Annotated in this window: 18 protein-coding genes; 6 read left to right on the top strand and 12 right to left on the bottom strand. The window is 66.6% G+C overall.

The genetic code is table 11. The features are described 5' to 3' along the window. Positions 1-4 precede the first annotated feature (4 nt). Positions 5-1891, bottom strand: coding sequence for a chemotaxis protein CheA (locus J8847_RS03855; RefSeq protein WP_211523361.1), 1887 nt, complete (start codon positions 1889-1891; stop codon positions 5-7). Then, entirely contained in the window at positions 1891-2736 is an 846-nt protein-coding gene (locus J8847_RS03850; protein ID WP_211523360.1) for a protein phosphatase CheZ, read from the bottom strand. The genes J8847_RS03855 and J8847_RS03850 overlap by 1 nt, the downstream gene beginning before the upstream one ends. Positions 2737-3127: 391 nt before the next feature. Between J8847_RS03850 and J8847_RS03845 the strand changes: the two genes are divergently transcribed. From J8847_RS03845 to J8847_RS03835, 3 genes are all read left to right on the top strand, one after another. Continuing rightward, a complete protein-coding gene (locus tag J8847_RS03845) occupies positions 3128-3592 on the top strand; it encodes a universal stress protein (protein ID WP_211523359.1) in 465 nt (154 codons plus the stop codon). A gap of 99 nt (positions 3593-3691) precedes the next feature. Continuing rightward, positions 3692-4336: a response regulator transcription factor gene (locus tag J8847_RS03840; protein WP_211523358.1), complete on the top strand. Its 645-nt coding sequence runs from the start codon at positions 3692-3694 to the stop codon at positions 4334-4336. A 372-nt stretch (positions 4337-4708) separates the two neighbouring features. After that, positions 4709-5503 carry a Crp/Fnr family transcriptional regulator gene (locus J8847_RS03835; RefSeq protein WP_211523472.1) on the top strand — a complete coding sequence of 265 codons (795 nt, stop codon included), beginning with the start codon at positions 4709-4711 and terminating at the stop codon, positions 5501-5503. 241 nt (positions 5504-5744) lie between these two features. On the opposite strand, the gene J8847_RS03830 is transcribed toward J8847_RS03835, so the two are convergent. The 6 genes from J8847_RS03830 to J8847_RS03805 form a co-directional block, all read right to left on the bottom strand. After that, positions 5745-6833, bottom strand: coding sequence for a glycine zipper 2TM domain-containing protein (locus J8847_RS03830; protein WP_211523357.1), 1089 nt, complete (start codon positions 6831-6833; stop codon positions 5745-5747). Between the two features lie 63 nt (positions 6834-6896). After that, entirely contained in the window at positions 6897-7544 is a 648-nt protein-coding gene (gene pdeM, locus J8847_RS03825; RefSeq protein WP_211523356.1) for a ligase-associated DNA damage response endonuclease PdeM, read from the bottom strand. Further along, positions 7541-10003, bottom strand: a complete 2463-nt coding sequence (locus J8847_RS03820; RefSeq protein ID WP_211523355.1) for a ligase-associated DNA damage response DEXH box helicase — start codon at positions 10001-10003, stop codon at positions 7541-7543. Before J8847_RS03820 ends, pdeM begins: the two co-directional genes overlap by 4 nt. Beyond that, positions 10000-11634 (bottom strand): ATP-dependent DNA ligase, encoded by a 1635-nt coding sequence (locus J8847_RS03815; RefSeq protein ID WP_211523354.1) that lies wholly within the window; start codon positions 11632-11634, stop codon positions 10000-10002. Before J8847_RS03815 ends, J8847_RS03820 begins: the two co-directional genes overlap by 4 nt. Next, entirely contained in the window at positions 11627-12691 is a 1065-nt protein-coding gene (locus J8847_RS03810; protein ID WP_211523471.1) for a ligase-associated DNA damage response exonuclease, read from the bottom strand. The genes J8847_RS03815 and J8847_RS03810 overlap by 8 nt, the downstream gene beginning before the upstream one ends. A gap of 115 nt (positions 12692-12806) precedes the next feature. Further along, complete coding sequence (locus J8847_RS03805) at positions 12807-14516, bottom strand: ATP-dependent DNA helicase RecQ (protein ID WP_211523353.1); 1710 nt, start codon at positions 14514-14516, stop codon at positions 12807-12809. A 397-nt stretch (positions 14517-14913) separates the two neighbouring features. Between J8847_RS03805 and J8847_RS03800 the strand changes: the two genes are divergently transcribed. Beyond that, positions 14914-15186: a hypothetical protein gene (locus J8847_RS03800; RefSeq protein WP_211523352.1), complete on the top strand. Its 273-nt coding sequence runs from the start codon at positions 14914-14916 to the stop codon at positions 15184-15186. A 105-nt stretch (positions 15187-15291) separates the two neighbouring features. Here J8847_RS03800 and J8847_RS03795 read toward each other — a convergent pair whose 3' ends face one another. From J8847_RS03795 to J8847_RS03785, 3 genes are all read right to left on the bottom strand, one after another. Continuing rightward, entirely contained in the window at positions 15292-16932 is a 1641-nt protein-coding gene (locus J8847_RS03795; RefSeq protein ID WP_211523351.1) for a flagellinolysin, read from the bottom strand. 100 nt (positions 16933-17032) lie between these two features. Further along, positions 17033-17791 (bottom strand): glycerophosphodiester phosphodiesterase, encoded by a 759-nt coding sequence (gene ugpQ / locus J8847_RS03790; RefSeq protein WP_211523350.1) that lies wholly within the window; start codon positions 17789-17791, stop codon positions 17033-17035. A 20-nt stretch (positions 17792-17811) separates the two neighbouring features. Continuing rightward, positions 17812-18159 carry a DUF1294 domain-containing protein gene (locus J8847_RS03785; RefSeq protein WP_211523349.1) on the bottom strand — a complete coding sequence of 116 codons (348 nt, stop codon included), beginning with the start codon at positions 18157-18159 and terminating at the stop codon, positions 17812-17814. Between the two features lie 145 nt (positions 18160-18304). Here J8847_RS03785 and J8847_RS03780 point away from each other — a divergent pair, with 145 nt between their 5' ends. Both J8847_RS03780 and J8847_RS03775 read left to right on the top strand, forming a co-directional pair. Then, on the top strand, positions 18305-18832 hold the full coding sequence (locus J8847_RS03780) for a hypothetical protein (RefSeq protein ID WP_229429856.1): 528 nt from the start codon (positions 18305-18307) through the stop codon (positions 18830-18832). Positions 18833-18887: 55 nt separating this feature from the next. After that, on the top strand, positions 18888-19313 hold the full coding sequence (locus J8847_RS03775) for a DUF3597 domain-containing protein (RefSeq protein WP_211523348.1): 426 nt from the start codon (positions 18888-18890) through the stop codon (positions 19311-19313). Positions 19314-19330: 17 nt separating this feature from the next. Here J8847_RS03775 and J8847_RS03770 read toward each other — a convergent pair whose 3' ends face one another. After that, complete coding sequence (locus J8847_RS03770) at positions 19331-20380, bottom strand: zinc ribbon domain-containing protein (RefSeq protein WP_211523347.1); 1050 nt, start codon at positions 20378-20380, stop codon at positions 19331-19333. Positions 20381-20442: the final 62 nt, after the last annotated feature.

Below are 20442 nucleotides of genomic sequence, written 5' to 3'. Positions count from 1 at the left end.
ACGCTCAGGCCGCCAGGCGCACGCTGCTGCGGCAGCCGTCCATCAGGAAGGACAGGCCGACCACCAGCACCAGCTCGCCCTCCGCCGAACGCGCGGTACCGGTGATGCCTTCGACGCTCAGCGCGGTCATCGGCTTGATCACCAGGTCGGCCGTGCCGTCCACCGCTTCCACCGCCAGGATGTACGGCTGGGGAGCGTTGACGACGATGCCGACGCGCTCGGAGCAGGCTTCGTAGCCCAGCGACAGCGCCAGCGAGCGCACCGGCAGCGGGCGGCCCTGGTCCTTCAGCACCGGGGCGCCGCCGACGCACATGAAGTCTTCCGGCAGCTCGACCACGCGCTCGACGACGGCCATCGGCAGCGCCAGCTGGGCGCTCGAGGTCGACACCAGCATGGTCGGCACGATCGACAGTTCGATCGGCAGGCGGATCGCGAAGCGCGTCCCCGTGCCCAGCTGGGATTCGATGCGGATCGCGCCGCGGTTCTTCTCCACCGCCGTCTTGACCACGTCCATGCCCACGCCGCGGCCCGAGACCGAGGACGCCACTTCCTTGGTCGAGAAGCCCGGCAGGAACACGAGCTGGTAGGCTTCGTCGTCGCTCTGCGCGCTGTGCTCGCCGATCAGGCCCTTGTCGATCGCCTTCTTGCGCAGCTTGACCGGGTCCATGCCCTTGCCGTCGTCCTGCAGCACGATCATGACGCTGTTGGCTTCCTGCCAGGCTTTCAGCAGGATGAAGGCCTTGGCCGGCTTGCCGGCGGCGACACGCTCTTCCGGCGACTCGACGCCGTGGTCGAGGGCGTTGCGCAGCATGTGCACCAGCGGGTCGTACAGGCTGTCCACCACCACGCGGTCGACTTCGGTCTCCGCGCCTTCGATGGTCAGCTCGACGTCCTTGCCCAGGTCCTTGGCAAGCTCGCGCACCAGGCGCGGGAACTTCTGGAACAGGCGGCCGACCGGCTGCATGCGGGTCGCCAGGGTGGCGCGCTGCAGTTCGGCCGAGTAGCGCGAAGCACGCTCCAGGGTCTCGGTCAGGGTTGCGATCAGGGTGGCGGCCTGGCCTTCGAACTTGAACTGCTGCAGGCGTTCCAGCAGCACGGCGGCCTGGTTGGCGGCCTGCACCGATTCGCCCGCCACTTCGAGCAGCGCGTCCAGCTTGACCGCGTCGATACGGATGCTTTCGTCCTTGGCCGGCGCGGCTGCGGCGGCCTTGTTCTCGCCACCGCGGCGCTCGACGCCATCCCAGCCGTTCCTGGCGGCTGCCGCCGGTGCGGCTGCTGCAGCGGGTGCGGCGGTTTCGGCGGCGACAGGCGCCCCAGCAGCGGCAGGCGCAGCAAGCGCGGCGATGGCTTTGTCGGCCGGCACCACGGCGTTGTACATCGAGACCCAGTCCAGGCCGTCGTCACCGGCTGCGGGAGCAGCGGCCGCCACGGGTGCGGGAGCGGCTTCCACCGCCGGCGCGGCAGCGGCCGGAGCCGGTGCGGCGGCAGGGGCCGGCGCGCTCGCGCCCTTGCCTTCGATCGCGTCCTTCAGGATGCGTTCCAGGTCGGCCGGCATCTGCGCCAGGCCTTCCGGCGGCGTGCCGTTGTTCAGGTCGCCCAGCTGGTCGGCCACGAAGCCGGAAGCCTGCAGGGCGGCCTCGATCGCGAGCGGGGTCACCGGCGCTTCGCCGGTGCGCAGCGCGTCGAACAGGTTCTCGGTCAGGTGGCAGGCCGCGACCAGTGCGGGCAGGCCCATGAAGCCCGCGCCACCCTTGATCGTGTGGAAGGACCGGAACACCGCATTCAGCGTTTCCTTGTTATCCGGATCGCGTTCGAGGCGCAGCAAATGCTCTTCCACATTGACTGCCAGATCCATCGCCTCGACGACGAAATCCTTGAGCATATCGTCCATTAGAATCCCAGATCGGCGAGAAGATCGTCAACGTTGTCCTGGTCCAGGGCCGCTTCCGGCACCGACGGACCCTGCATCAGGGGCGCCGGCTGGGCCGCTTCCTGCTCTTTCCTGGCCAGTTTCTCCTTGATGTCTGCCGGCGCGTTGTCGCGCAGCAGCTGGGCCAGTTCCTGCTCGACCGTCTGGGTGATCTTGACCACCTTCTTGATCAGCTGGCCGGTGATGTCCTGGAAGTCCTGGGCCATCATGATCTCGAGCAGGCGCGCCTTCTCGGCTTCGGTCGCTTCGTTCACGCTTGCTGCGAACTGGCGCGAATCGCCGGCCAGGGCCTTGAATTCGTCCAGGCTCAGCTTGCCGGAGAACAGGTCGGCCCAGCGGGTTTCCATGTCCTTGGCCTGCTTCGACAGCAGGTCCTGGGCCGGCATGCCTTCGTCCAGGGTGTTCAGCACCTTGTTGGCGGCCTGTTCGGTCAGGCTGGCGACGTATTCCAGGCGGTCCTGGGCGTCCACGATCTGGGACGAGGCTTCGGTCAGCGCCTTGTCGTAGCCCAGCTCGCGCAGCGAGTCGTGCAGCAGGCGGACGATGCCGCCCAGGCGCTCGAACATGCCGCGCTCGGCCTCGCTCACCGGGGCTTCTTCGGCGGCGGCGGCTGCCGGCGCGGGCGCGGCGGCGAGCACCACGGCCGGGGTGGCGGCGGACACCTGGTCGAACAGCGACTCCAGGTCATCCTCGTCGGCTGCGGCAGCGGCCACGGGCGCAGGCGCCGGCTCGGCAGCGGGCGCGCTGGCGCGCTGCGCCGCCACTTCCTCGAATAGTGCGTCGAAATCGTCAGCGGCGTCGGTCATAATCCCTGCTTCTCCATAATGTATAAATTCGCAATGAGCTCTGCAATTCGGGGGTACTGCGTCCATCCGGGGCCGCTCTCCGGCCGTATTAACAGATGGTATGAGTTTGCATGCGAGTGTAGCAGCGTGGTTGCCGTAGGTAAATCTCGGAAACCGGCACGCAACAAAATGGACAAAGAAACTTAATTCCGCGACAATTAAATCGCGTGGTTCCTGAATGTTTACACAAGGCCGGTGTTGTATTTTGTAATCGTAGGGCCTGTTGCTGCCATTTCCATTGTGCATTGGAACAACAGCTCGGGATGTTTGATCCAACTCAACAGTTTGCGTTAAAGCAATCGCCGCCGCGCCCTTGACCCTCCAGAATGGCGTGGCCTTTGGGAGGAACATCATGTACCGCAAAATCCTGATCACCACCGACGGCTCGGCCGTGTCGCAGCATACCGCCTGCGCCGGGGTCAAGTTCGCGCAGCAGATGGGCGCCGAGGTGCTGGCCCTGTTCGTCGCGCCCGAGTACCAGTATCCGGTGTACGTGGAAATCATCCCGCCCTCCTACCCCAGCGAGGAGGACTACATCGCCCAGATGCGGCGCATGGGCGAGGAATACATGGGCAAGATCATGCGTTCCTGCGCCGGCGCCAACCTGCAGCACAGCTGCATGACGGCGTTTTCCGACACCGCGGCGCTGAAGATCGTCGACGTGGCGGAGCAGGAAGGCTGCGACCTGATCTTCATGGGTTCGCACGGACGCAGCGGCTGGGGCCAGCTGCTGCTGGGCAGCGTCACCAACAAGGTGCTGTCGCACACGAGCAAGCCGGTCCTGGTGCACCGCCTGATCAAGGAGCCGGGCACCTGAAACCCGCTCCGCATAGTTTCTTCAGCGGTAACTTTTTCGCCCGGGCGGTGTGCTAATCTGAAAAGGGAGTCATGCCGTTCGCGGCCGGAAGGATGGAATATGGTAAGAATCGTCATTGCCGATGATCACACGATCATGCGCGAAGGTCTCAAGCGCATTCTCGACGGCGCTGCGGATATCGAGATCGTCGGCGAGGCGACCAACGGCTTCGAAGTGCTGGGCCAGGTGCGCCAGGGCGGCTTCGACCTGCTCCTGCTCGACCTCTCCATGCCCGGCCGCAGCGGCGTCGACCTGATCCGCCAGGTGCGCAGCGAGGCGCCCAAGCTCGCCATCCTGATCCTGACCATGCACGAGGAAGAGCAGTACGCGGTGCGCGCCATCCGTGCCGGCGCGCAAGGCTACCTGACCAAGGAAAGCGCGGGCACCCAGCTGGTGGGCGCGATCCGCAAGGTCGCTTCCGGCCGTCCGTATATCAGCACCGAAGTGGCCGAGCAGCTGGCGCTGAACATCATGGCGCCCAGCGAACAGCTGCTGCACAAGCAGCTCTCGGACCGCGAGTTCGAGGTGTTTTCGCTGCTGGTCGGCGGCAAGTCGATCACCGAGATCGCCAACGGCCTGCACCTGTCGGTCAAGACCGTCAGCACCCACAAGACCCGCATCATGCAAAAGATGGGTATGAATTCGCTATCCGAAATGGTCCAATATGCCGTCGCCCACCGGCTGCTGGCGCCGATGAAAGCGTAAGCAAACAGAGTTTGACCAGTTCCTGAAGAATTCGTGCCGCGCTTGTTGCTTGCGGCTCGCCCCCCTCCCTCGGCCCGCGACTGCACGGGCGTGCAGCGCCGAGCGCCATCTCTCCCTATGACGCACTGGTGTATGAGTCGGAAGATTCCTACACTGACTACATCTCTCCTACCTTCATATTCAGGCATCGCTGATATTCGAGCCGGACTCGTGTTGGCATACTGAATTCAGCGTTTCGACTTGCTTGCGATCTAAGTGTCAGCCAAAACGGATCGCTGCCTGAAACCCTGAGTCACTCACCTGGAGATGAGCATGCAGTCCCAGCCAACGTCAGAACAACGCAATGTCACCCAGCCGACCCTGCATACGCCGATGGAAGCGGGTCGCCAGCGCCAGGGACGTCTCTGGTCCAACCTGAAAGAAGTCTGCGATCTGCTCCGCATTCCGGCCAGCGTATCGGTCACCTCCGAAGAATTGCTGTTCCAGCACGTCCAGTTCAAGACCGGCCAGCGCGTGCACACCATCGGCCAGGCCTTCGACACGCTCTATATCGTCAACTCCGGGTTCCTCAAGACCGTGCTGATCGACGAGTTCGGCAACGAGCAGGTGCTGAGCTTCCCCATGAAAGGCGACATGCTGGGCGTGGACGGCATCCACACCCGCCATTACGCCTCGGAGGCGGTGGCCCTGTCCGACTGCGACCTGATCCTGCTGCCCTTCAAGAAGCTGACCGCCCTGGGCCGCGTGCATTCGGAGCTCGAGAACATGATGTACGGCGTGATGAGCCGCGAGCTGGTGCGCGAGCAGACCATGATCGGCATGCTCGGCGCCCTGTCGGCCGAGGCGCGCGTGGCGAGGTTCCTGGTGTCGCTGGCCGACCGCTTCGCCGCCATGGGTTATTCGAGCAAGCTGTTCAACCTGCGCATGACCCGGCACGAGATCGGCAGCTACCTGGGACTGACCCTGGAGACGGTGAGCCGCACGCTGTCTGCGTTCAACGAGATCGGCCTGATCACGGTGGACCAGCGCACCATCGGCATCAAGGATGCGGATGCGCTCAAGACCCTGCGCCGGCTGCCGCCGTCGAGGTCGCGGGCCAAGGGCGCCGCGAAGCAGAAGGCGGAGCTGGAGCAGCCGGGGGATGATCAGGTGTTGGCGCCGGCATAAGAAGCGATAAGAGCAGTCAGCATCCCTGCCGAAGTCGCCGCCGCTCACATCCCCACACCATAAAACAACGTCATCCCGGCGAAGGCCGGGATCCAAGTTTTCACGCACACCACTACGTTAGTATTTAGTGGCAGCGCGACGGACTTGGATCCCGGCCTTCGCCGGGAGTCATTGCCGCCAGTGGCGGGAATGACGTTTTATGGCCGCGGGCTGACGAAAGCTGCGGCGGCTTGCGGCGTGCTTACTGATCCCGCGACAACACCCCGCCATTCACCCTCACCCGATCCCCCACCCTGAACCCCGGATCGTTCTCATACTGAATCGCCTGCGTCGCCCCGCTGTTCGCATACCGCACGATCACTTCATAACGCTGGCTCTTGCGCATATTCCTCTCCAGCTGGCGCCCCGCCACCGCGCCGCCGACCGCGCCGGCCACCGACGCCGCCTTGCGCCCGCTGCCGCTGCCGACCTGGTTGCCCAGCAAGCCGCCAACCACTGCGCCGCCGATGGTGCCCAGGTAGCTGCCGTCGCCGCTGACCTCGATCACATTGACCGCCTCCACCGTCGCGCAGCTGGTGCAGTAGCGCGTCTCTTGCGGCGCCGCCGTGCGTCCGCCGGCCCCCAGCAGCGGCTGGCCCAGCACCGAGGTCGTGTAGCGCCCATTGGCGCGGATGGTCGCCGTCACCCGGCTGTTGGACAGGATGCGGTCGGTATTGCGCACCACATACACCGCGCTGTACTCGCCCTCCCTCACCTCGGGCAGGAAGAACACGCCGCGTGCGCCGGCGATCGCCACTTCCACGCGCGCACCCGGCGTGCCGCGTACGTTGAAGCGCAGCTCGTTGCCCGGACCCAGGTCGGGACTGCCCTGCACCTCGAAGCGCTCGATGCGCGGCGAGCTCGCCAGGTCGCCGCGGCGGTTCTGGGCGCGCGGCGCGTCGCCCCGCAGCAGCGATTCGGCGAGCACATTGGTCGCCACCTGGTTGCCCAGGCGCAGGTTGGCGGTGACACCGCTCTCCGGACGGATGCGGTCGTGGGTGCCGATCGTGTAGGTGCCGCTGTACTGTCCCGGCTCGACCTCGGTCATGTGCACGTTGCGGGTGGCGCCGTCGATGCGCAGGGTCGCCGTGCCGCCGGGGCTGCCGTACAGGTCGAAGTGCAGTTCCACGCCCGGCCTCAGCCGCTGCACTTCCTCGACGTTGAAGCCGTTGATCACGGGACCGTAGTTCCGGTTTTGCTCATACTGCTGGGCATGCGCGGGTGCGCTTGCCATGGTCATCAGTGGCACGAGCGCGGCCACCAAGGTATAGAAAAACTTGCGGAAACGCATGGCTCACCTCCAGGCTGGTTATGCCTGGAGACCTTACGCCCGCGCAATGAGGGGGTCGGTACGCTATCGAACGCTGTGAACGGCCTCGCCCGAGGTGACATAGATGCTGTCGCCCGGCCCCGGCCGGATCGCATGCCCGCCCGTGAACGAGCCGAAGGACGGCAGGATCATGCGCTCGCGCCCGACCACGAAACACGGCAGCCGCAGCGCGTCGAAGCGCGTCGCCAACACATAGACGGGATGGATGTGTCCCGCCAGCGCATAGCCAGGCACGTCTATGTCCGGGTGATGGCAGAAGGCGAATGGCCCGATCGTGTACGGCTCGTCCACCAGCCCAATGCCGAGCGCCGCGGCCGGATCGCCCGCATGCAGGTCGTGATTGCCGCGCACCAGGGTCAGCGAGAGTGAGGACTGGCGCTGGCGCCAGGCCAGCATCGCCTGCTGGGTCGAGCTGGCGTGCGAGGCGCGCGCGTGCAGGAAGTCGCCCAGGAACATGATGTGCCGGGCCCCATGCGTGGCAACCAGGAAGTCCAGCCCGGCCAGGTTCTCGGAGGTCGTCCCGCGCGGCACCGGCACGCCTTGCGCGCGAAAGGCGGCCGCCTTGCCGAAGTGGATGTCGGCGATGATGAGCATGCGCTCGGCCGGCCAGAACACAGCTTTCTCGGGCAACAGCAGCAACTGCTCGCCGCCCACCTTCACCATTGCACTCATGCCGCTGCCGCCTTCTCCAGTTCGCGCACCATGCGCGCCACCCGGTCGGACAGCTTCTCGCTGCTGACCTTCTCGCGGTAGCGCTCCACCATCAGGGTAAACCCGAAAGGCGTGGCGCGCTTCACTTCGCACAGGACGATGCGGCGCGCCTGCAGCGCACTCAAGGTATCGCGCAGGCGGGTCAGTTCCAGCTCCTGCTCCATCACCTCGCGCTGGGCCTGGGTGAGCAGCAGGTTGCCGGAATCGTGCTTGCGGAACACTTCGAAGAACAGCGAGCTCGATGCCTGCAGCTGGCGCGCCGATTTCGGCTGGCCCGGATAGCCCGAGAACACCAGCCCGGCGATGCGCGCCACTTCGCGGAAGCGCTGCTGGGACAGCTGGGTCGCGTTCAGGCTTTCCAGCACGTCTTCCAGCAGAGTCGCCGTATCGAACAAGGCGACGTCCGCCCCGGTCTCCCCGTCGAACACCGCGCTCCAGTCCACCGGCTCGGGCGCCAGCAGTTCGAAACCGTAATCGTTGACGGCGATCGAAAAGGTGATCGGCCGGGTACGCGCGATGCGCCAGGCGAACAGCGAGGCCAGGCCCATGTGCACGGCGCGTCCGCCGAAGGGATAGACGAACAGGTGCCAGCCTTCGCGGCTCTTCATGTGCTCGATGACCAGGGTCTCGGGCGTGGGCAGGGCCGACCAGCGTTCCTGGATCTCGATCAGCGGCCGCAGCGCCTTCATCTCGGGGCCTTCGAAAATGCCCTGCGACGCCAGGCGCAGCTCGGCGAGGGCGGCATTCGCCAGTTCCGCCGACATCGGCAGCTTCACGCCCTGCCAGCGCGTGATTGCCCCACGCTTGCCGGTGGCGCGCTTCACGAAGGCCGTCATCTCGTGCACCCGCACGAATTCCAGGATGCGCCCGCCGAACAGGAAGTGGTCGCCCGGCTTGAGGCGGGCCGCGAAGGACTCTTCCACACTGCCGATCCGTCCGCCACTCATGTACTTCACCTGGATGCTGGAATCAGACACGATGGTGCCGATCCCCATCCGGTGGCGCCGGCCGATCGCCGCATCCGGCACCCGGTAGACGCCCTGCTCGTCCGGCAGCACGCGCCGGTATTCCGGATATACCGTCAGGCTCTGGCCGCCGCGCGCAACGAAGTCGAGCGCCCACTGCCATTCTTCTTCCGTGAGCGCGCGGTAGGACCAGGCGCTCTTCACTTCCTCGTACAGCTCGCGGGAATCGAAGCCGCCGCCCAGCGCCACCGTCACCAGGTGCTGGACCAGCACGTCGAAGGGTTTATTCGGCACATAGCGCCCTTCGATGCGGCGCGCCGCTACGGCCTTCTTCGCGCCCGCCGCTTCCAGCAGTTCCAGGCTGTTGGTCGGCACCAGGGTCACGCGCGAAACCCGTCCCGGCGCGTGGCCGCTGCGTCCCGCGCGCTGCAGCAGGCGCGCGATGCCCTTGGCGCTGCCAACCTGCAGCACGCGCTCGACCGGCAGGAAGTCCACGCCCAGGTCCAGGCTGGCCGTGCAGATCACGGCCTTGAGCACGCCGTTCTTCAGGCCCAGCTCGACCCACTCGCGTACCTCGCGGTCGAGCGAGCCGTGGTGGAGCGCGATCACCCCGGCCCAATCGGGGCGGGCCTCCAGGATGTTCTGGTACCAGATCTCGGACTGGGCGCGGGTATTGGTGAACACCAGGGTCGCTTCATGCTGTTCGATCTCGCGGATCACGGGCTCCAGCATTTGCATGCCCAAATGGCCGCCCCAGGGGAAGCGCGAGACCGGGTCGGGAATCAGGCAGTCGACCACGATCTTCTTGCGCAGGTCGCCTTCCACCAATACGCCTTCGTCGCCGCCCAGCAGCACCTGGCGGGCCAGGTCGAGATCCCCCATTGTGGCGGACACGCCCCAGACCAGCAGCTGCGGGCGCCAGCGGCGCAGCCGGGCCAGCGCCAGCTGCACCTGCACCCCGCGCTTGCTGCCCATCAGTTCGTGCCATTCGTCGATGATGATCATGTCGAGATGGCGGAACTGCTCCTGCGCGGCGGCGTGGCTGAGCATCAGGGACAGGCTTTCGGGCGTGGTCACCAGCGCCGACGGCATGCTGCGCGTCTGGCGCGCGCGCTCGGCCGAGCCGGTGTCGCCGGTGCGCGCGCCGACGCGGAACTCAGGCAGCAGCACGGCGGCCGAATCCTCCAGCGCGCGCTGGGTGTCGGCCGCCAGGGCGCGCATCGGCGTGATCCACAGCACACGAAGCCCGGCGGGGCGCCGTCCCGTTTCCAGTCCCGCGCGCTGCAGGGCCGCGAACCACACCGCGAAGGTCTTGCCCGCGCCTGTATTCGCATGCAGCAGGCCGGAGTGTCCCTCGAGCGCGGCATCCCACACGGCGCGCTGGAAGGGAAAGGCTTTCCATCCCTTCTCCGCGAACCAAGCTTTCATGCGCTTGGTAACCTCGTTGGCGCTCATGGCGCAGCGGCGGCCAGTAGGCCTTTCAAGGTATCGAGGGTATCGGCCTCCTCCACCGGCTTGTCCTCGCGCCTGCGCAGAATGCGTGGAAAGCGCACGGCGATCCCGGCTTTGTGGCGCGGCGACAGCGCAATGCCCTCGAAGCCGATCTCGAACACCATGGTGGGCTTGACCGAACGGACCGGACCGAATTTCTCGATCGTGGTGCGGCGGATGACGTTGTCGACCTGGGCGATCTCCGCGTCCGTCAGTCCCGAATAGGCTTTGGCGAAGGGCACCAGCTTGCGCTGCTCGCCCTCCCCGTCCCACACGGCGAAGGTGTAGTCGGTATAGAGCGAAGCGCGGCGCCCGCTGCCCGGCTGGGCGTAGAGCAGCACCGCATCGATCGTATAGGGATCGATCTTCCACTTCCACCAGGTGCCCACGTCCTTGGTGCGGCCGACGCCGTAGCGCGCCTCGCGCGCCTTGATCATCATGCCTTCCACGCAGCGCTCGCGCGAAGCGGAACGCAGCGCCGCTAAATCCTCCCAACTGTCGGCGTGCACCAGCGGCGACAGGCGCAGCTGCGGCTGTTCCGCCTTTGCCACTTCGGTCTCGAGCAGCGCACGCCGCTCGTGCTGCGGCAGGCCGCGCAGGTCGACGCCGTCCAGCTCCAGCAAGTCGTAGCAGCACAGGACGGCGGGCAGCTCGGCCAGCAGCTTCGCGGACAAGGTCTTGCGGCCGATGCGCTTCTGCAGGTCGGCGAACGGCGCGGGCGCGCTGGAATCCGGCTGCCAGATCAGCACCTCGCCGTCGAGCACCGTGCCTTCCGGCAGGCGCACCGACGCCAGTTCAGGGAAGCGCTCGGTGATCAGGTCTTCGCCGCGCGACCACAGGTAGCTCTGGCCGCCGCGCCGCACCAGCTGGGCGCGGATGCCGTCGTACTTCCACTCCACCAGCCAGTCGTCGACTTCACCCAGCGCCGCGGGTTCCCCCTGCAGCTGGTGCGCCAGGAAGAAGGGATAGGGCTGGCCGCCGCGCAGTTGGTGTTCAAGATCGGTCTGCTCGGCGATCAGGTTCAGGAAGCCGGTGGCCGTGGGCTGCACGCGGCCGTCGGTCCAGCCCATCAGCCGCTGGGCGATCACCTTGCTGTCGACCGCCGCGATGGCGGCCAGCGCGCGCGTCACCAGCAGGCGCGACACGCCCACGCGGAAACCGCCGCCGATCAGCTTGATGAGCAGGAAGCGCTCGCGCCAGTCGAGTTCATCCCAGTAGCTGAACAGGGCTTCGCGGATGCGCGCCGGCTCGGCCCCGCGCAAGGGTGCGATGCGCTGTTCCATCCATTCGGCCAGGCCGATATCGGAGCGCCGCGTGGGCGCCGGCAGGATGTGGGCGATGGTCTCGGCGAAGTCGCCGACCGCATGATAGGACTCGTCGAACAGCCAGTCGTCGAGCGCCGCGTATTCGATGGCGTACTGGCGCAGCAGCTTGGTCGGCACGGCCTGGCGCGGCTTGCCGCCGGCCAGGAAGTAGACGGCCCAGGCGGCGTTCTCCGGAGTGGCGCGGGAAAAATACTGCTGCAGCGCGTCCAGTTTGCGGGTGGTGGACGTGGTCTCGTCGAGATCGGCGTAGAGGCGGGCGAATTCACGCATCCGATTCTCCCTTCGGCGCCTCCGTCGCTGTTTCCCGATGCGCGGCAGCGCCTGGAGGCGGCGTGGATTCGTCTTCTTCCTCGTCGCCGTATTCGGTCGTGAAGCCTTTGGCGTCCAGCCCGTTCTGGCACAGCCAGCGCACCATGGTCGGAATCGAGCCGTGGGTGACGATCACCTGCTCGGCCTCGGTCGCCTTGATGGCGCTCATCAGGCCCGGCCAGTCGGCGTGGTCGGACAGCACGAAGCCGCGGTCGACACCACGGCGGCGGCGCGCGCCGCGCAGCAGCATCCAGCCGCTGGCAAATGCGTCGCTGTAGTCGCCGAAGCGCTTCATCCACGGCGAGCCGCTGGCGGACGGCGGCGCCACCACGATCGCGCGGCGCAGCGCGGCCTTGTCCACGTCGCTCACCATGACGGTGGGCGGCAGCTCGACGCCGCCGGCGCGATAGACCTTGTTGAGCGGTTCCACGGCGCCATGGCAGACGACGGGGCCGATGCTCGGATCGAGCCCGGCCAGGATGCGCTGGGCCTTGCCGAAGGCGTAGGCGAAGACCACGCTGCAGCGGCCCTCGTCGGCGTTCTTGCGCCACCAGCGGTTGATCTCGTCCATTACCTGCTGCTCGGGCTCCCAGCGGTAGATCGGCAGGCCGAAGGTGGATTCGGTAATGAAGGTGTCGCAGCGCACCGGCTCGAAGGGTACGCAGGTCGGGTCCGGTTCGACCTTGTAATCGCCCGAGGCGACCCAGACTTCGCCGCCGCATTCCATGCGCACCTGGGCGGAACCCAGCACGTGGCCGGCCGGGTGCAGCGAGATGGTGACGCCGTTATGAACGATGCGCTCGCCGTATTCCAGGCCGTCGACTGTGATATCGCCGAGCCGCGACTTGAGCACGCCGATGCCCGGCGCAGCAGCGAGGTAGTGGCCATGCCCATAACGCGCATGGTCGCCATGGGCGTGGGTGATCACCGCGCGGTCGACCGGCCGCCACGGGTCGATATAGAACTGTCCCGGTACGCAATAAAGTCCTTCCCTGCGGACGACTACCATGTCTCCCATGCGGTCCCTTCCCAGAGGTCGTTTGAACATGACCATGCCTGCGTTGCGGCTCCTCGCCGTGCAGCAGCACTGTCTTCGTCGCCGCGCCTTGCCCTGGTCATGTTCAACCGACCTCTCAGGCCGGCTCGAGGTATTCGGCCAGGAAGGTACGGCTATCCTGGTCCGGGAATTCCAGCGTTATCTGGTCGCCCGCGACCGCGACGACCACGCCCTCACCGTACTTCGGCGCCTTGACGCGCGCGCCGACTTCGAACTTCGGCCCCTCCGGCTCCGGCGTCGGTTCGCGGTCGAACTCGTCGTCGCGGATCTCGATGTCCTCCGTGAGCGTGAGCGCCGGCGGATTCAGGCAGTTATCGCAGCGGCAGCACTTCTCGAAGCCTTCGACCTCGTCGCCGAAATAGTCGAGCAGCAACTTCCAGCGGCAAAAACCGCTCACCGCATAGCCTACCATCTGGTCGAGCGCTTCGCGGTCCCGTTCCTGCTTCTGGACGTAGACCTGGGCCAGGCCATGGAAGCTGCCGCTGCGCGGCTCGGTACTGGCCGGCAGGTATTCGAGCTTGCGGTTCTGGCGCAGCAGCTTGCCGTCCTTGAGCAGCTTGAGGCAGACCTTGATATTGGCTTCCGTGATCTCGTCCAGCTGCTCTTCGATGCGGTCCACCGTCACCGGCCCCTCCTCGCCCAGGGAGCGCACCGCTCCGTAGATCGTCTTGAGCTCCTCGGCGGCCGGGTAATGCTTTACCAGGAAGAATTGCTGGATGCGCTTGTCGTCCTGCAGGAACAGCAGGGTGCACTCGGCGTCCAGGCCGTCGCGCCCTGCCCGGCCCGACTCCTGGTAATAGGATTCGAGGTTCGCCGGGATCTGCAGGTGGATCACGAAGCGGGTATCGCTCTTGTCGATACCCATGCCGAAGGCATTGGTGGCGACCATCACGCGGCGCTCGCCGCTCATGAACATGTCCTGGTTCAGCTTGCGCTCGGCGGCCGGCAGCTTGCCGTGGTAGATGGTGACCGATTCGCCGGCTTCCTCCAGCACGTCCAGCATCTCTTCGGCCGCCTTGACGGTGGCGGCGTAGACGATGCCCACGCCCTCGGTCTCGCGCACCAGGCGCAGGGCTTGCGAGTATTTCTCTTGAGCATTCGTCACCTGCAGCACACGGTAGTGCAGGTTCGGCCGGAAGATGCCGGTATTGATGACGTTCATCCGGGGCCGGTTCAGCTGCCTGGCGATGTCCTCGACCACCTCTTCGGTCGCGGTCGCCGTCAGCGCCAGCACCGGCGGCTTGCCGAGGGAGTCGATGGCGGCGGCCAGGCCGATGTAGGCCGGGCGGAAGTCGTGGCCCCACTGCGAGATGCAGTGGGCTTCGTCGATCACGACGATGTCCAGGGTGACCTGGCGCAGCACCTCGATGAACTCGGGCGAGACCAGGCGCTCCGGGGTGCAGAACACGATCTCGCAGGCTTCGTCGGCGATGGCCTGGAGGGCGCTCTCTTCTTCTGCCGCGCTCAGGCTGCTGTTCACCTGGACCGAGCGGATGCCGAGTTCTTCCAGCTTCTCGAGCTGGTCCTTCATCAGCGAGATCAGGGGAGAGACGACGATCGTGATCCCCTTGAGCATCTTGGCGGGGATCTGGTAGCACAGCGACTTGCCGCCGCCGGTGGGCATGATGGCCAGGGTGTCCTTGCCATCGAGGACGCTGTCGATGACACGCTGCTGGCCTTCGCGCAGGGATTCGATCCCGAACACGGAAGTGAGCAAGCGGCGGATGGTGTTGCGGCGCACGGCGAGCAAGCCGCGGTGCATGAGTTTGGGGTCGTGTCGGGTCATGATGGAAGCCATTCTGGCTCCCGCGCCCGGGCTCGACTATAGGACACGACCTACCGCAAACGTAGGAAGCCTACTTTCGGCGGACGCGAATTAGCACAAGGTGAATTCCTACAATGTGACGGAGAATTCGCCGATCCCTGCTGTCGGGTCAGATCGATAACATGGGAACCATCATCCATAGCACATAACGCACTCGGGAGAATCATCATGGCGCGCCATCATCCAATCACGTGGACCGCAGTCCACCTGGCGCTGGCAACTGCAGCCACCTGGCTGTTGCTGGAAACCGAGGCCCTGACCGGGGCCTTGATGGTGTTCTTCCACTGACGGGCGTATTGTAGCGTGGGGTGACAATTCTTGATGTCACCTGAGGTCAATCGTGCGCGGGGTGGTGGTTTTGACAAGCCTCGCAAGTACGCCAGTCTCTCCTTACACCACTAGCCGTAAAACCGTGGGGGGGGGGGGGGGGGGGGGGGACAGGGTTTTTGGGGGGGGGGGGGGGGGCGCCCCCCCCCCCCCCCCCCCCCCCGGCCCCCCCCACCCCCCCCCCCCCCCCCCAACCCCCCCCCCCCCCCCCCCCCCCCCCCCCCCCCCCCCCCCCCCCCCCCCCCCCGGCGGGGGGGCGGGGGCCCCGGGGGCCCCCGCCCGCCCCGGGCACGACGGTTCGTAGGGACGTGTCCGAAGTCTGTTGAACGGTATTCACCCGCTCCTAAACCAACGTCGTCCCCGCGAAGGCCGGGACCCAAGTTTGCTCGAACAGCCGAAAAGCTTGCGATTACCGCAACAAGGTCAGCACCGCCCTCGGCTGGGTATTAGCCTGCGCCAGCATCGCCGACGCCGCCTGCTGCAGGATCTGGGCACGGGTCAGCCCCGCCGCGCTGGTGGCGTAGTCGACGCCCTCGATGCGTTCGCGCGCCGTCGCCAGGTTCTGGGAATTGGTTTGCAGCGCGTTGACCGCCATGTCCAGCCGGTTGCTCGACGCTCCCGCCGCCACCCGCTGCTGGTTGACGAATTCCAGCGCCTGGTCGATGTGCAGCAGCGCCACCGACGATCTGCGCATATCCAAGTCGGCCAAGCCCAGCGCGGACGCATTCATGGACGAGAACTGCAGCTCGATCAAATCCCCCGCCCCGTCGCCCACCTGCACCTGTACCTTGCGCGTGCCGGTCGCGCCGCCCAGCTCCGGATACTCGACCGCGAAGCCGGACAGGCCGTCGCTGGCGTTATTGGTGCCGGCGTCCGCTACCACCTTCCTGGCGTCGAACACCGGCCCGCCGTCCGCATCCAGGCCGCCGATCGCCCCGGTGTCTGCGTTGGCCAGGTTCATCTTGTTGTCGATGAAATCCTCGCCGTTCGCCCTGAAATCGGCCAGGAAGGCGGCCTCGTCGGCATACTCGCCACGGCTGACCGTCGCCAAAGCCTGGCTCAGGTTATCCGAACGGTGCGTCGTCAAGTGCTGCATGACGCCCTTGATACCGCCCTCCACGCCCAGCTCCTTCATGCGCGCATGCAGGTAGCGGCTGGCGGCGTAGGAGCCTTCGTAGCTGAAGACGCCGTTCGCCGTGTCGGTCACCAGGGCCGCCGAGCCGCCCGCCGCCGCGCCCGCCAGGCGCTCGTCCGCGCCCTGGATCAGCTCGGCCGTGCCTTCGATGAACCATTTGGGAAGCCCGCCCATGTTCACGCTGCGGAACATGACGGCGTGGGTCATCTCGTGCGCGACGATGCGGTCGCTGTACAGGAAGGCGGTGCCGCCGTCCGGCGTGGCCGCGGTGCCGAAGTCGGCCATGTCGATGTTCATCTGCACGCCGCCGGCCACCGGGCCGACCGAGGCCAGCACGGTCGATGGGCCGTCGCTGGTCTCCAGGTTGACGATCATCTTGGCGCCGTCGCCCTCCAGCCCGTAATACTTCTTGATCATGTCCTCAGCCGCGCTCAGCCAGCCGGACTTGAGGCCGTCGAGCACCGCGCGCCGCTTCGCCTCGCCGCCGATACTGGCCGTTTCCTGGGCAAATACCGCTTCGCCATTGAACCTGGTTTGCTCGCCCACCTGGGTGATGTGATGGAGCAGTTGCGCCGCCTCCTTCTGCAGGGAGTCGCGGTCGCCGTCGCCATAGCTGCCGTTGCCGGCCGCCACCGCCATCTCGCGCAGGCGCTGCAGGCTGTCGGTGACGCTGGCCATGGCGCTGTCGGCCACCTGCAGCATCGAGCTCGCATCGTTGATGCTGCGGATCGCCTGGCTGATGCCGCGCAGGCCGGACGACATGCGCGAGGCAATGGCCTGGCCGGCCGGGTCGTCGGCGGCGCTGCCGATGCGCACGCCGGTCGTCAGGCGCGAGATCAGCTTCGCCTGGTCCTTCACGTGCGTGTCTAGGCTGCGCTGCGCGTTCAGCGACAGCGAATTTGAATTGATTGACAATGACATTTTTGCCATACCCTAGGGGTGGTTGTCTGTACTTAACGACAACCTGTCAAACTTCTTGAGTGTTAGTTAAGAGAATTTTGCGCGCGGGCGCACATCACCGGAAATCCGGCCTGATCAGGTCGATGCGGTCGGTGCAGAAGGCGTCCACACCCCAGTCCAGCAGCTCGCGGGCGCGGGCCGGGTCGTTGACCGTGTAGCAGAACAGCCCGAAGCCGGCCTCCTTCACGGCGCGCGCCTGCTCGCGCGTCAGGTAGCGGTGACAGGCGTGGATCGCGACCGCCTCCACGGAGCGGGCGATGCGCTCCCAGTCGGGCGCCAGGCGCTCCATCAGGCAGGCGCGCGGCACCCGGGGCGCGGCCGCCATGGCCGCCTCCAGCGCCGCATGGCTGAACGAGGACAGCAGGGGCACGCGGCCGATCGCCTCACCGCCCTCCTCCAGCTCGCCGGCGAACAGGGCGGCCGCGATGCGCGCGACGGTCTCGCCGGTGGCGCGCTCGAAACCGGGCGCCGGCTTGATCTCCATGTTCATCCACACGCCGTGCGCCTTGCAGAACTGGGCGAATTCGACGAACAGCGGCACCGGCTCCCCGAGAAAGCCTTGCGCGAACCAGCCGCCCGCATCCATGGCCGCCAGCTCGGCCGCGTCATAGTCGTGGACATGCCCGCTGCCATTCACCGTGCGGCCCAGGACGGCGTCGTGCAGGACCACCGGCACGCCGTCGCGCGCCAGCATGATGTCGAACTCGATGGCGCGAAAACCCTGCTCCATGCCGCGGCGCAGAGCGGCATAGGTGTTCTCGGGAGCGAGGGTGCCGCCGCCGCGGTGGGCCAGGATCCGGGGGTATCGCCACATGCGCCGCTCCTTGGGTTGGATCAGATTCGAGACAGGCCGAACTGCCGCGACAGCCAGAAGAACAGGCCGATGTTCAGCGCCACCGTCAGGTGGAATTTCCACTGGAACGAGGTCTTGGCGGTCTTGTGGCGCAGCCATTGCTGGGCCAGCAGCGCCCCCGGCCAGCCGCCCACCAGGCCCAGCACCAGCAAGGTCGCCTCGGGGGTGCGCCAGGCCTTGGCGCGGGCTGCGGACTTGTCGAGGGCGTAGGCGACGAAGCAGGTCAGGCTGGTCACCAGGTAGGCCGCGCCCACCAGCAGCGGCAGGGACCAGGCCAGGGTCGCGAACAGGTAGAGCCCGGCGAACAGGATCAGGGGGAAATAAGGCATGGCGACAGCTTACGTTTCTGCCTGGGGAATGTCCATATGGCAAAAAAGACAAGGCTTTGCGGCTTCACCGTTCGTTAACGAACAGAGAAAGGCATGTCAAAACGCCTACCCTCGACCTTCAACCCCGGACAAGCAGGAGAACGACATGGCTTTTGATCTAGGCAACCTGTTGCAGCAATACCTCGGCGGCGCCGCCAACATGAACCCGAACGCCGCGACCGACGACTTCGACCGCGTGGCCCAGGCTGCGCCGCGCGAGACCGTCTCCCAGGGCGTGGCCGGCGCGCTGCGCTCGGACCAGACCCCGCCCTTCCCGCAAATGGTGAGCCAGCTGTTCGGGCAAAGCAATCCGAACCAGCGCGCGGGCATGCTGAACCAGATCCTGGCCACCCTCGGCCCGACCGTGCTGGCGCAGCTCGGCAACGGCGGCCTCGGCAACCTCGGCAACATCTTCGGCGGCCGCACGCCGACCCAGGTGACGCCGGAACAGGCCTCGCAAGTCTCGCCGGAACAGGTGCGCGAACTGGCCGAGAAGGCCGAGCAGCAGAACCCGAGCATCGTCGACCGCATGAGCGACTTCTACGCCGACAACCCGACCCTGGTCAAGGCCATCGGCGGCGCGGCGCTGGCGATCGCGCTCGGCCACATGGCGCAGAACATGCGCAAGCAATAAGCAGGCGAACCGCAGTGAGCCGTCTTTCGAACCAACAACAACCAGCGAGGACATCATGGGCATTCTGAGCAATATCTTCCACAAGATCTTCCCGGGCTCGGCGCCGAAGCCGGCCCCCGCTCCGGCACAGGCGCAGGCACCCAAGCCAGCGGCTCCGGCCCCGAGCGCCCCGGCCGCACCGCAGGCTCAAGCGCAAGCCCAGGCCCAGGCGGCGCCGATGCAGCAGGTCGACGTGGAGCAGATCCTCAACGACATGCAGAAGTCGTCCGGCCAGCAGCTGAACTGGCGCACCTCGATCGTCGACCTGCTCAAGCTGCTCAACCTGGACAGCAGCCTTGCTTCGCGCAAGGAGCTGGCGGCCGAGCTGCACTACACCGGCGACACCAACGATTCGGCCACCATGAACATCTGGCTGCACCGCCAGGTCATGAACAAGCTGGCGGCCAACGGCGGCAAGGTGCCGGCCGACTTGCGTGACTAGATCCTGACCAGTTGATGTCAGTCGGCCAGGGTGGTATTGGCCGCTGTCCCGCACGAAAAGCAGAAGCGCGCGAACGCGTTCTTGCGCGTACTGCAGCAGCCGCAGCGGTCGAACAGGCCGATGCCGCAGTGCGGACAGAAGTCGATGCTGCTGTCCTTCAGGTCGACCTGGCGCTCGCAGCCCGGACACACGCTCTTGCCGAGCCGGGCCAGCGCCAGGTCGTAGCGCATGGTCTGGCGTCGTTCGACGTCGGGCAGCGCCTCGGCCGCCTTCTGGCGCGCCAGGTAGGCCTGCAGCCAGCGGATCGCATAGCGGCCCGCCACGAAAGTAAGGCCGATGCCCACCAGGTAGCGCACATAGCCGCCGTAGCTGGGCAGGTAAGGCACCAGTTCCACGAAGAAGGCGAACAGCGCGAACAGGATGAAGCCCCAGGCGAACGGCCAGTCGGGCGTCTTGCGCTTGTGCTTGAACAGCCAGGCGGCGATCAGCAGCAGCGGCAGGGTCACTGCCAGGCGGTACAGGAAGACCCGCAGCTCCTTGGCCTTGGAAGCCTTGGCGTAGGCTTCATGGGCGGGCGCTTCCAGCCGGTCCAGCTGCGCCTGGGCGCGCTCGGCGGCCTGGGTGGCGTCGAGCATGGCCTGCTGCTCGGCCTCGACCGCGCCGAGGGCCTTGCGCTCCTCGGCTTCGAGCGCGTCGAGGGCCCTGGTGCGGGCGACCAGCTCGGGATCCTGGCTAGGGCGCGCGGTGGCCTGGCGCGTGGCCAGCCAGTTGTCGAAGGTGGCGCGCGCCGAGCGCGTATTGGATTGGGCGACGCTGTGCTTCTGGGTCGCCTGCTCCAGGCGTTCCCGGGCCGCGTCCAGCCGCTCGCCGGCCTGGCGGCGGTCGAGGCTGGCCTGCCCCAGCTTGGCCGGGTCCATGAACTGCTCGACGCTCAGGGGAGCTTCGACGTCCCACAGGTTCCCGACCACCAGGCTGCCCAGGCCGATCAGGAAACCGGCGAATACGAAAGCAACCAGCCACAGCGCGCGCTGCAGCCATTTCTCGGTCAGGCGCAAGCCTTTGTCCATGGAGCGACTCCTCTCAGCTTAGTGGAGCCGCCAGTGTGCCATCGGGAACGGGGCCCGGCCAG

Origin of the sequence: Massilia sp. AB1, from assembly GCF_018119385.1 — a bacterium.
Lineage (GTDB): Bacteria > Pseudomonadota > Gammaproteobacteria > Burkholderiales > Burkholderiaceae_D > Telluria.
The sequence above is the reverse complement of the archived record's forward strand: the minus strand, read 5'-3'. Positions and strand labels throughout refer to the sequence as shown.

What these genes read in the sequence shown, in the direction of transcription:
- J8847_RS03840 (WP_211523358.1), top strand. Translation starts at nt 3,692, where the DNA reads ATGGTAAGAATCGTCATTGCCGATGATCACACGATCATGCGCGAAGGT.
- J8847_RS03855 (WP_211523361.1), bottom strand. Translation starts at nt 1,891, where the DNA reads ATGGACGATATGCTCAAGGATTTCGTCGTCGAGGCGATGGATCTGGCA.
- J8847_RS03780 (WP_229429856.1), top strand. Translation starts at nt 18,305, where the DNA reads ATGGCTTTTGATCTAGGCAACCTGTTGCAGCAATACCTCGGCGGCGCC.
- J8847_RS03820 (WP_211523355.1), bottom strand. Translation starts at nt 10,003, where the DNA reads ATGAGCGCCAACGAGGTTACCAAGCGCATGAAAGCTTGGTTCGCGGAG.
- J8847_RS03850 (WP_211523360.1), bottom strand. Translation starts at nt 2,736, where the DNA reads ATGACCGACGCCGCTGACGATTTCGACGCACTATTCGAGGAAGTGGCG.
- J8847_RS03830 (WP_211523357.1), bottom strand. Translation starts at nt 6,833, where the DNA reads ATGCGTTTCCGCAAGTTTTTCTATACCTTGGTGGCCGCGCTCGTGCCA.
- J8847_RS03785 (WP_211523349.1), bottom strand. Translation starts at nt 18,159, where the DNA reads ATGCCTTATTTCCCCCTGATCCTGTTCGCCGGGCTCTACCTGTTCGCG.
- J8847_RS03770 (WP_211523347.1), bottom strand. Translation starts at nt 20,380, where the DNA reads ATGGACAAAGGCTTGCGCCTGACCGAGAAATGGCTGCAGCGCGCGCTG.
- J8847_RS03805 (WP_211523353.1), bottom strand. Translation starts at nt 14,516, where the DNA reads ATGACCCGACACGACCCCAAACTCATGCACCGCGGCTTGCTCGCCGTG.
- pdeM (WP_211523356.1), bottom strand. Translation starts at nt 7,544, where the DNA reads ATGAGTGCAATGGTGAAGGTGGGCGGCGAGCAGTTGCTGCTGTTGCCC.
- J8847_RS03845 (WP_211523359.1), top strand. Translation starts at nt 3,128, where the DNA reads ATGTACCGCAAAATCCTGATCACCACCGACGGCTCGGCCGTGTCGCAG.
- J8847_RS03835 (WP_211523472.1), top strand. Translation starts at nt 4,709, where the DNA reads ATGGAAGCGGGTCGCCAGCGCCAGGGACGTCTCTGGTCCAACCTGAAA.
- J8847_RS03810 (WP_211523471.1), bottom strand. Translation starts at nt 12,691, where the DNA reads ATGGGAGACATGGTAGTCGTCCGCAGGGAAGGACTTTATTGCGTACCG.
- ugpQ (WP_211523350.1), bottom strand. Translation starts at nt 17,791, where the DNA reads ATGTGGCGATACCCCCGGATCCTGGCCCACCGCGGCGGCGGCACCCTC.
- J8847_RS03775 (WP_211523348.1), top strand. Translation starts at nt 18,888, where the DNA reads ATGGGCATTCTGAGCAATATCTTCCACAAGATCTTCCCGGGCTCGGCG.
- J8847_RS03815 (WP_211523354.1), bottom strand. Translation starts at nt 11,634, where the DNA reads ATGCGTGAATTCGCCCGCCTCTACGCCGATCTCGACGAGACCACGTCC.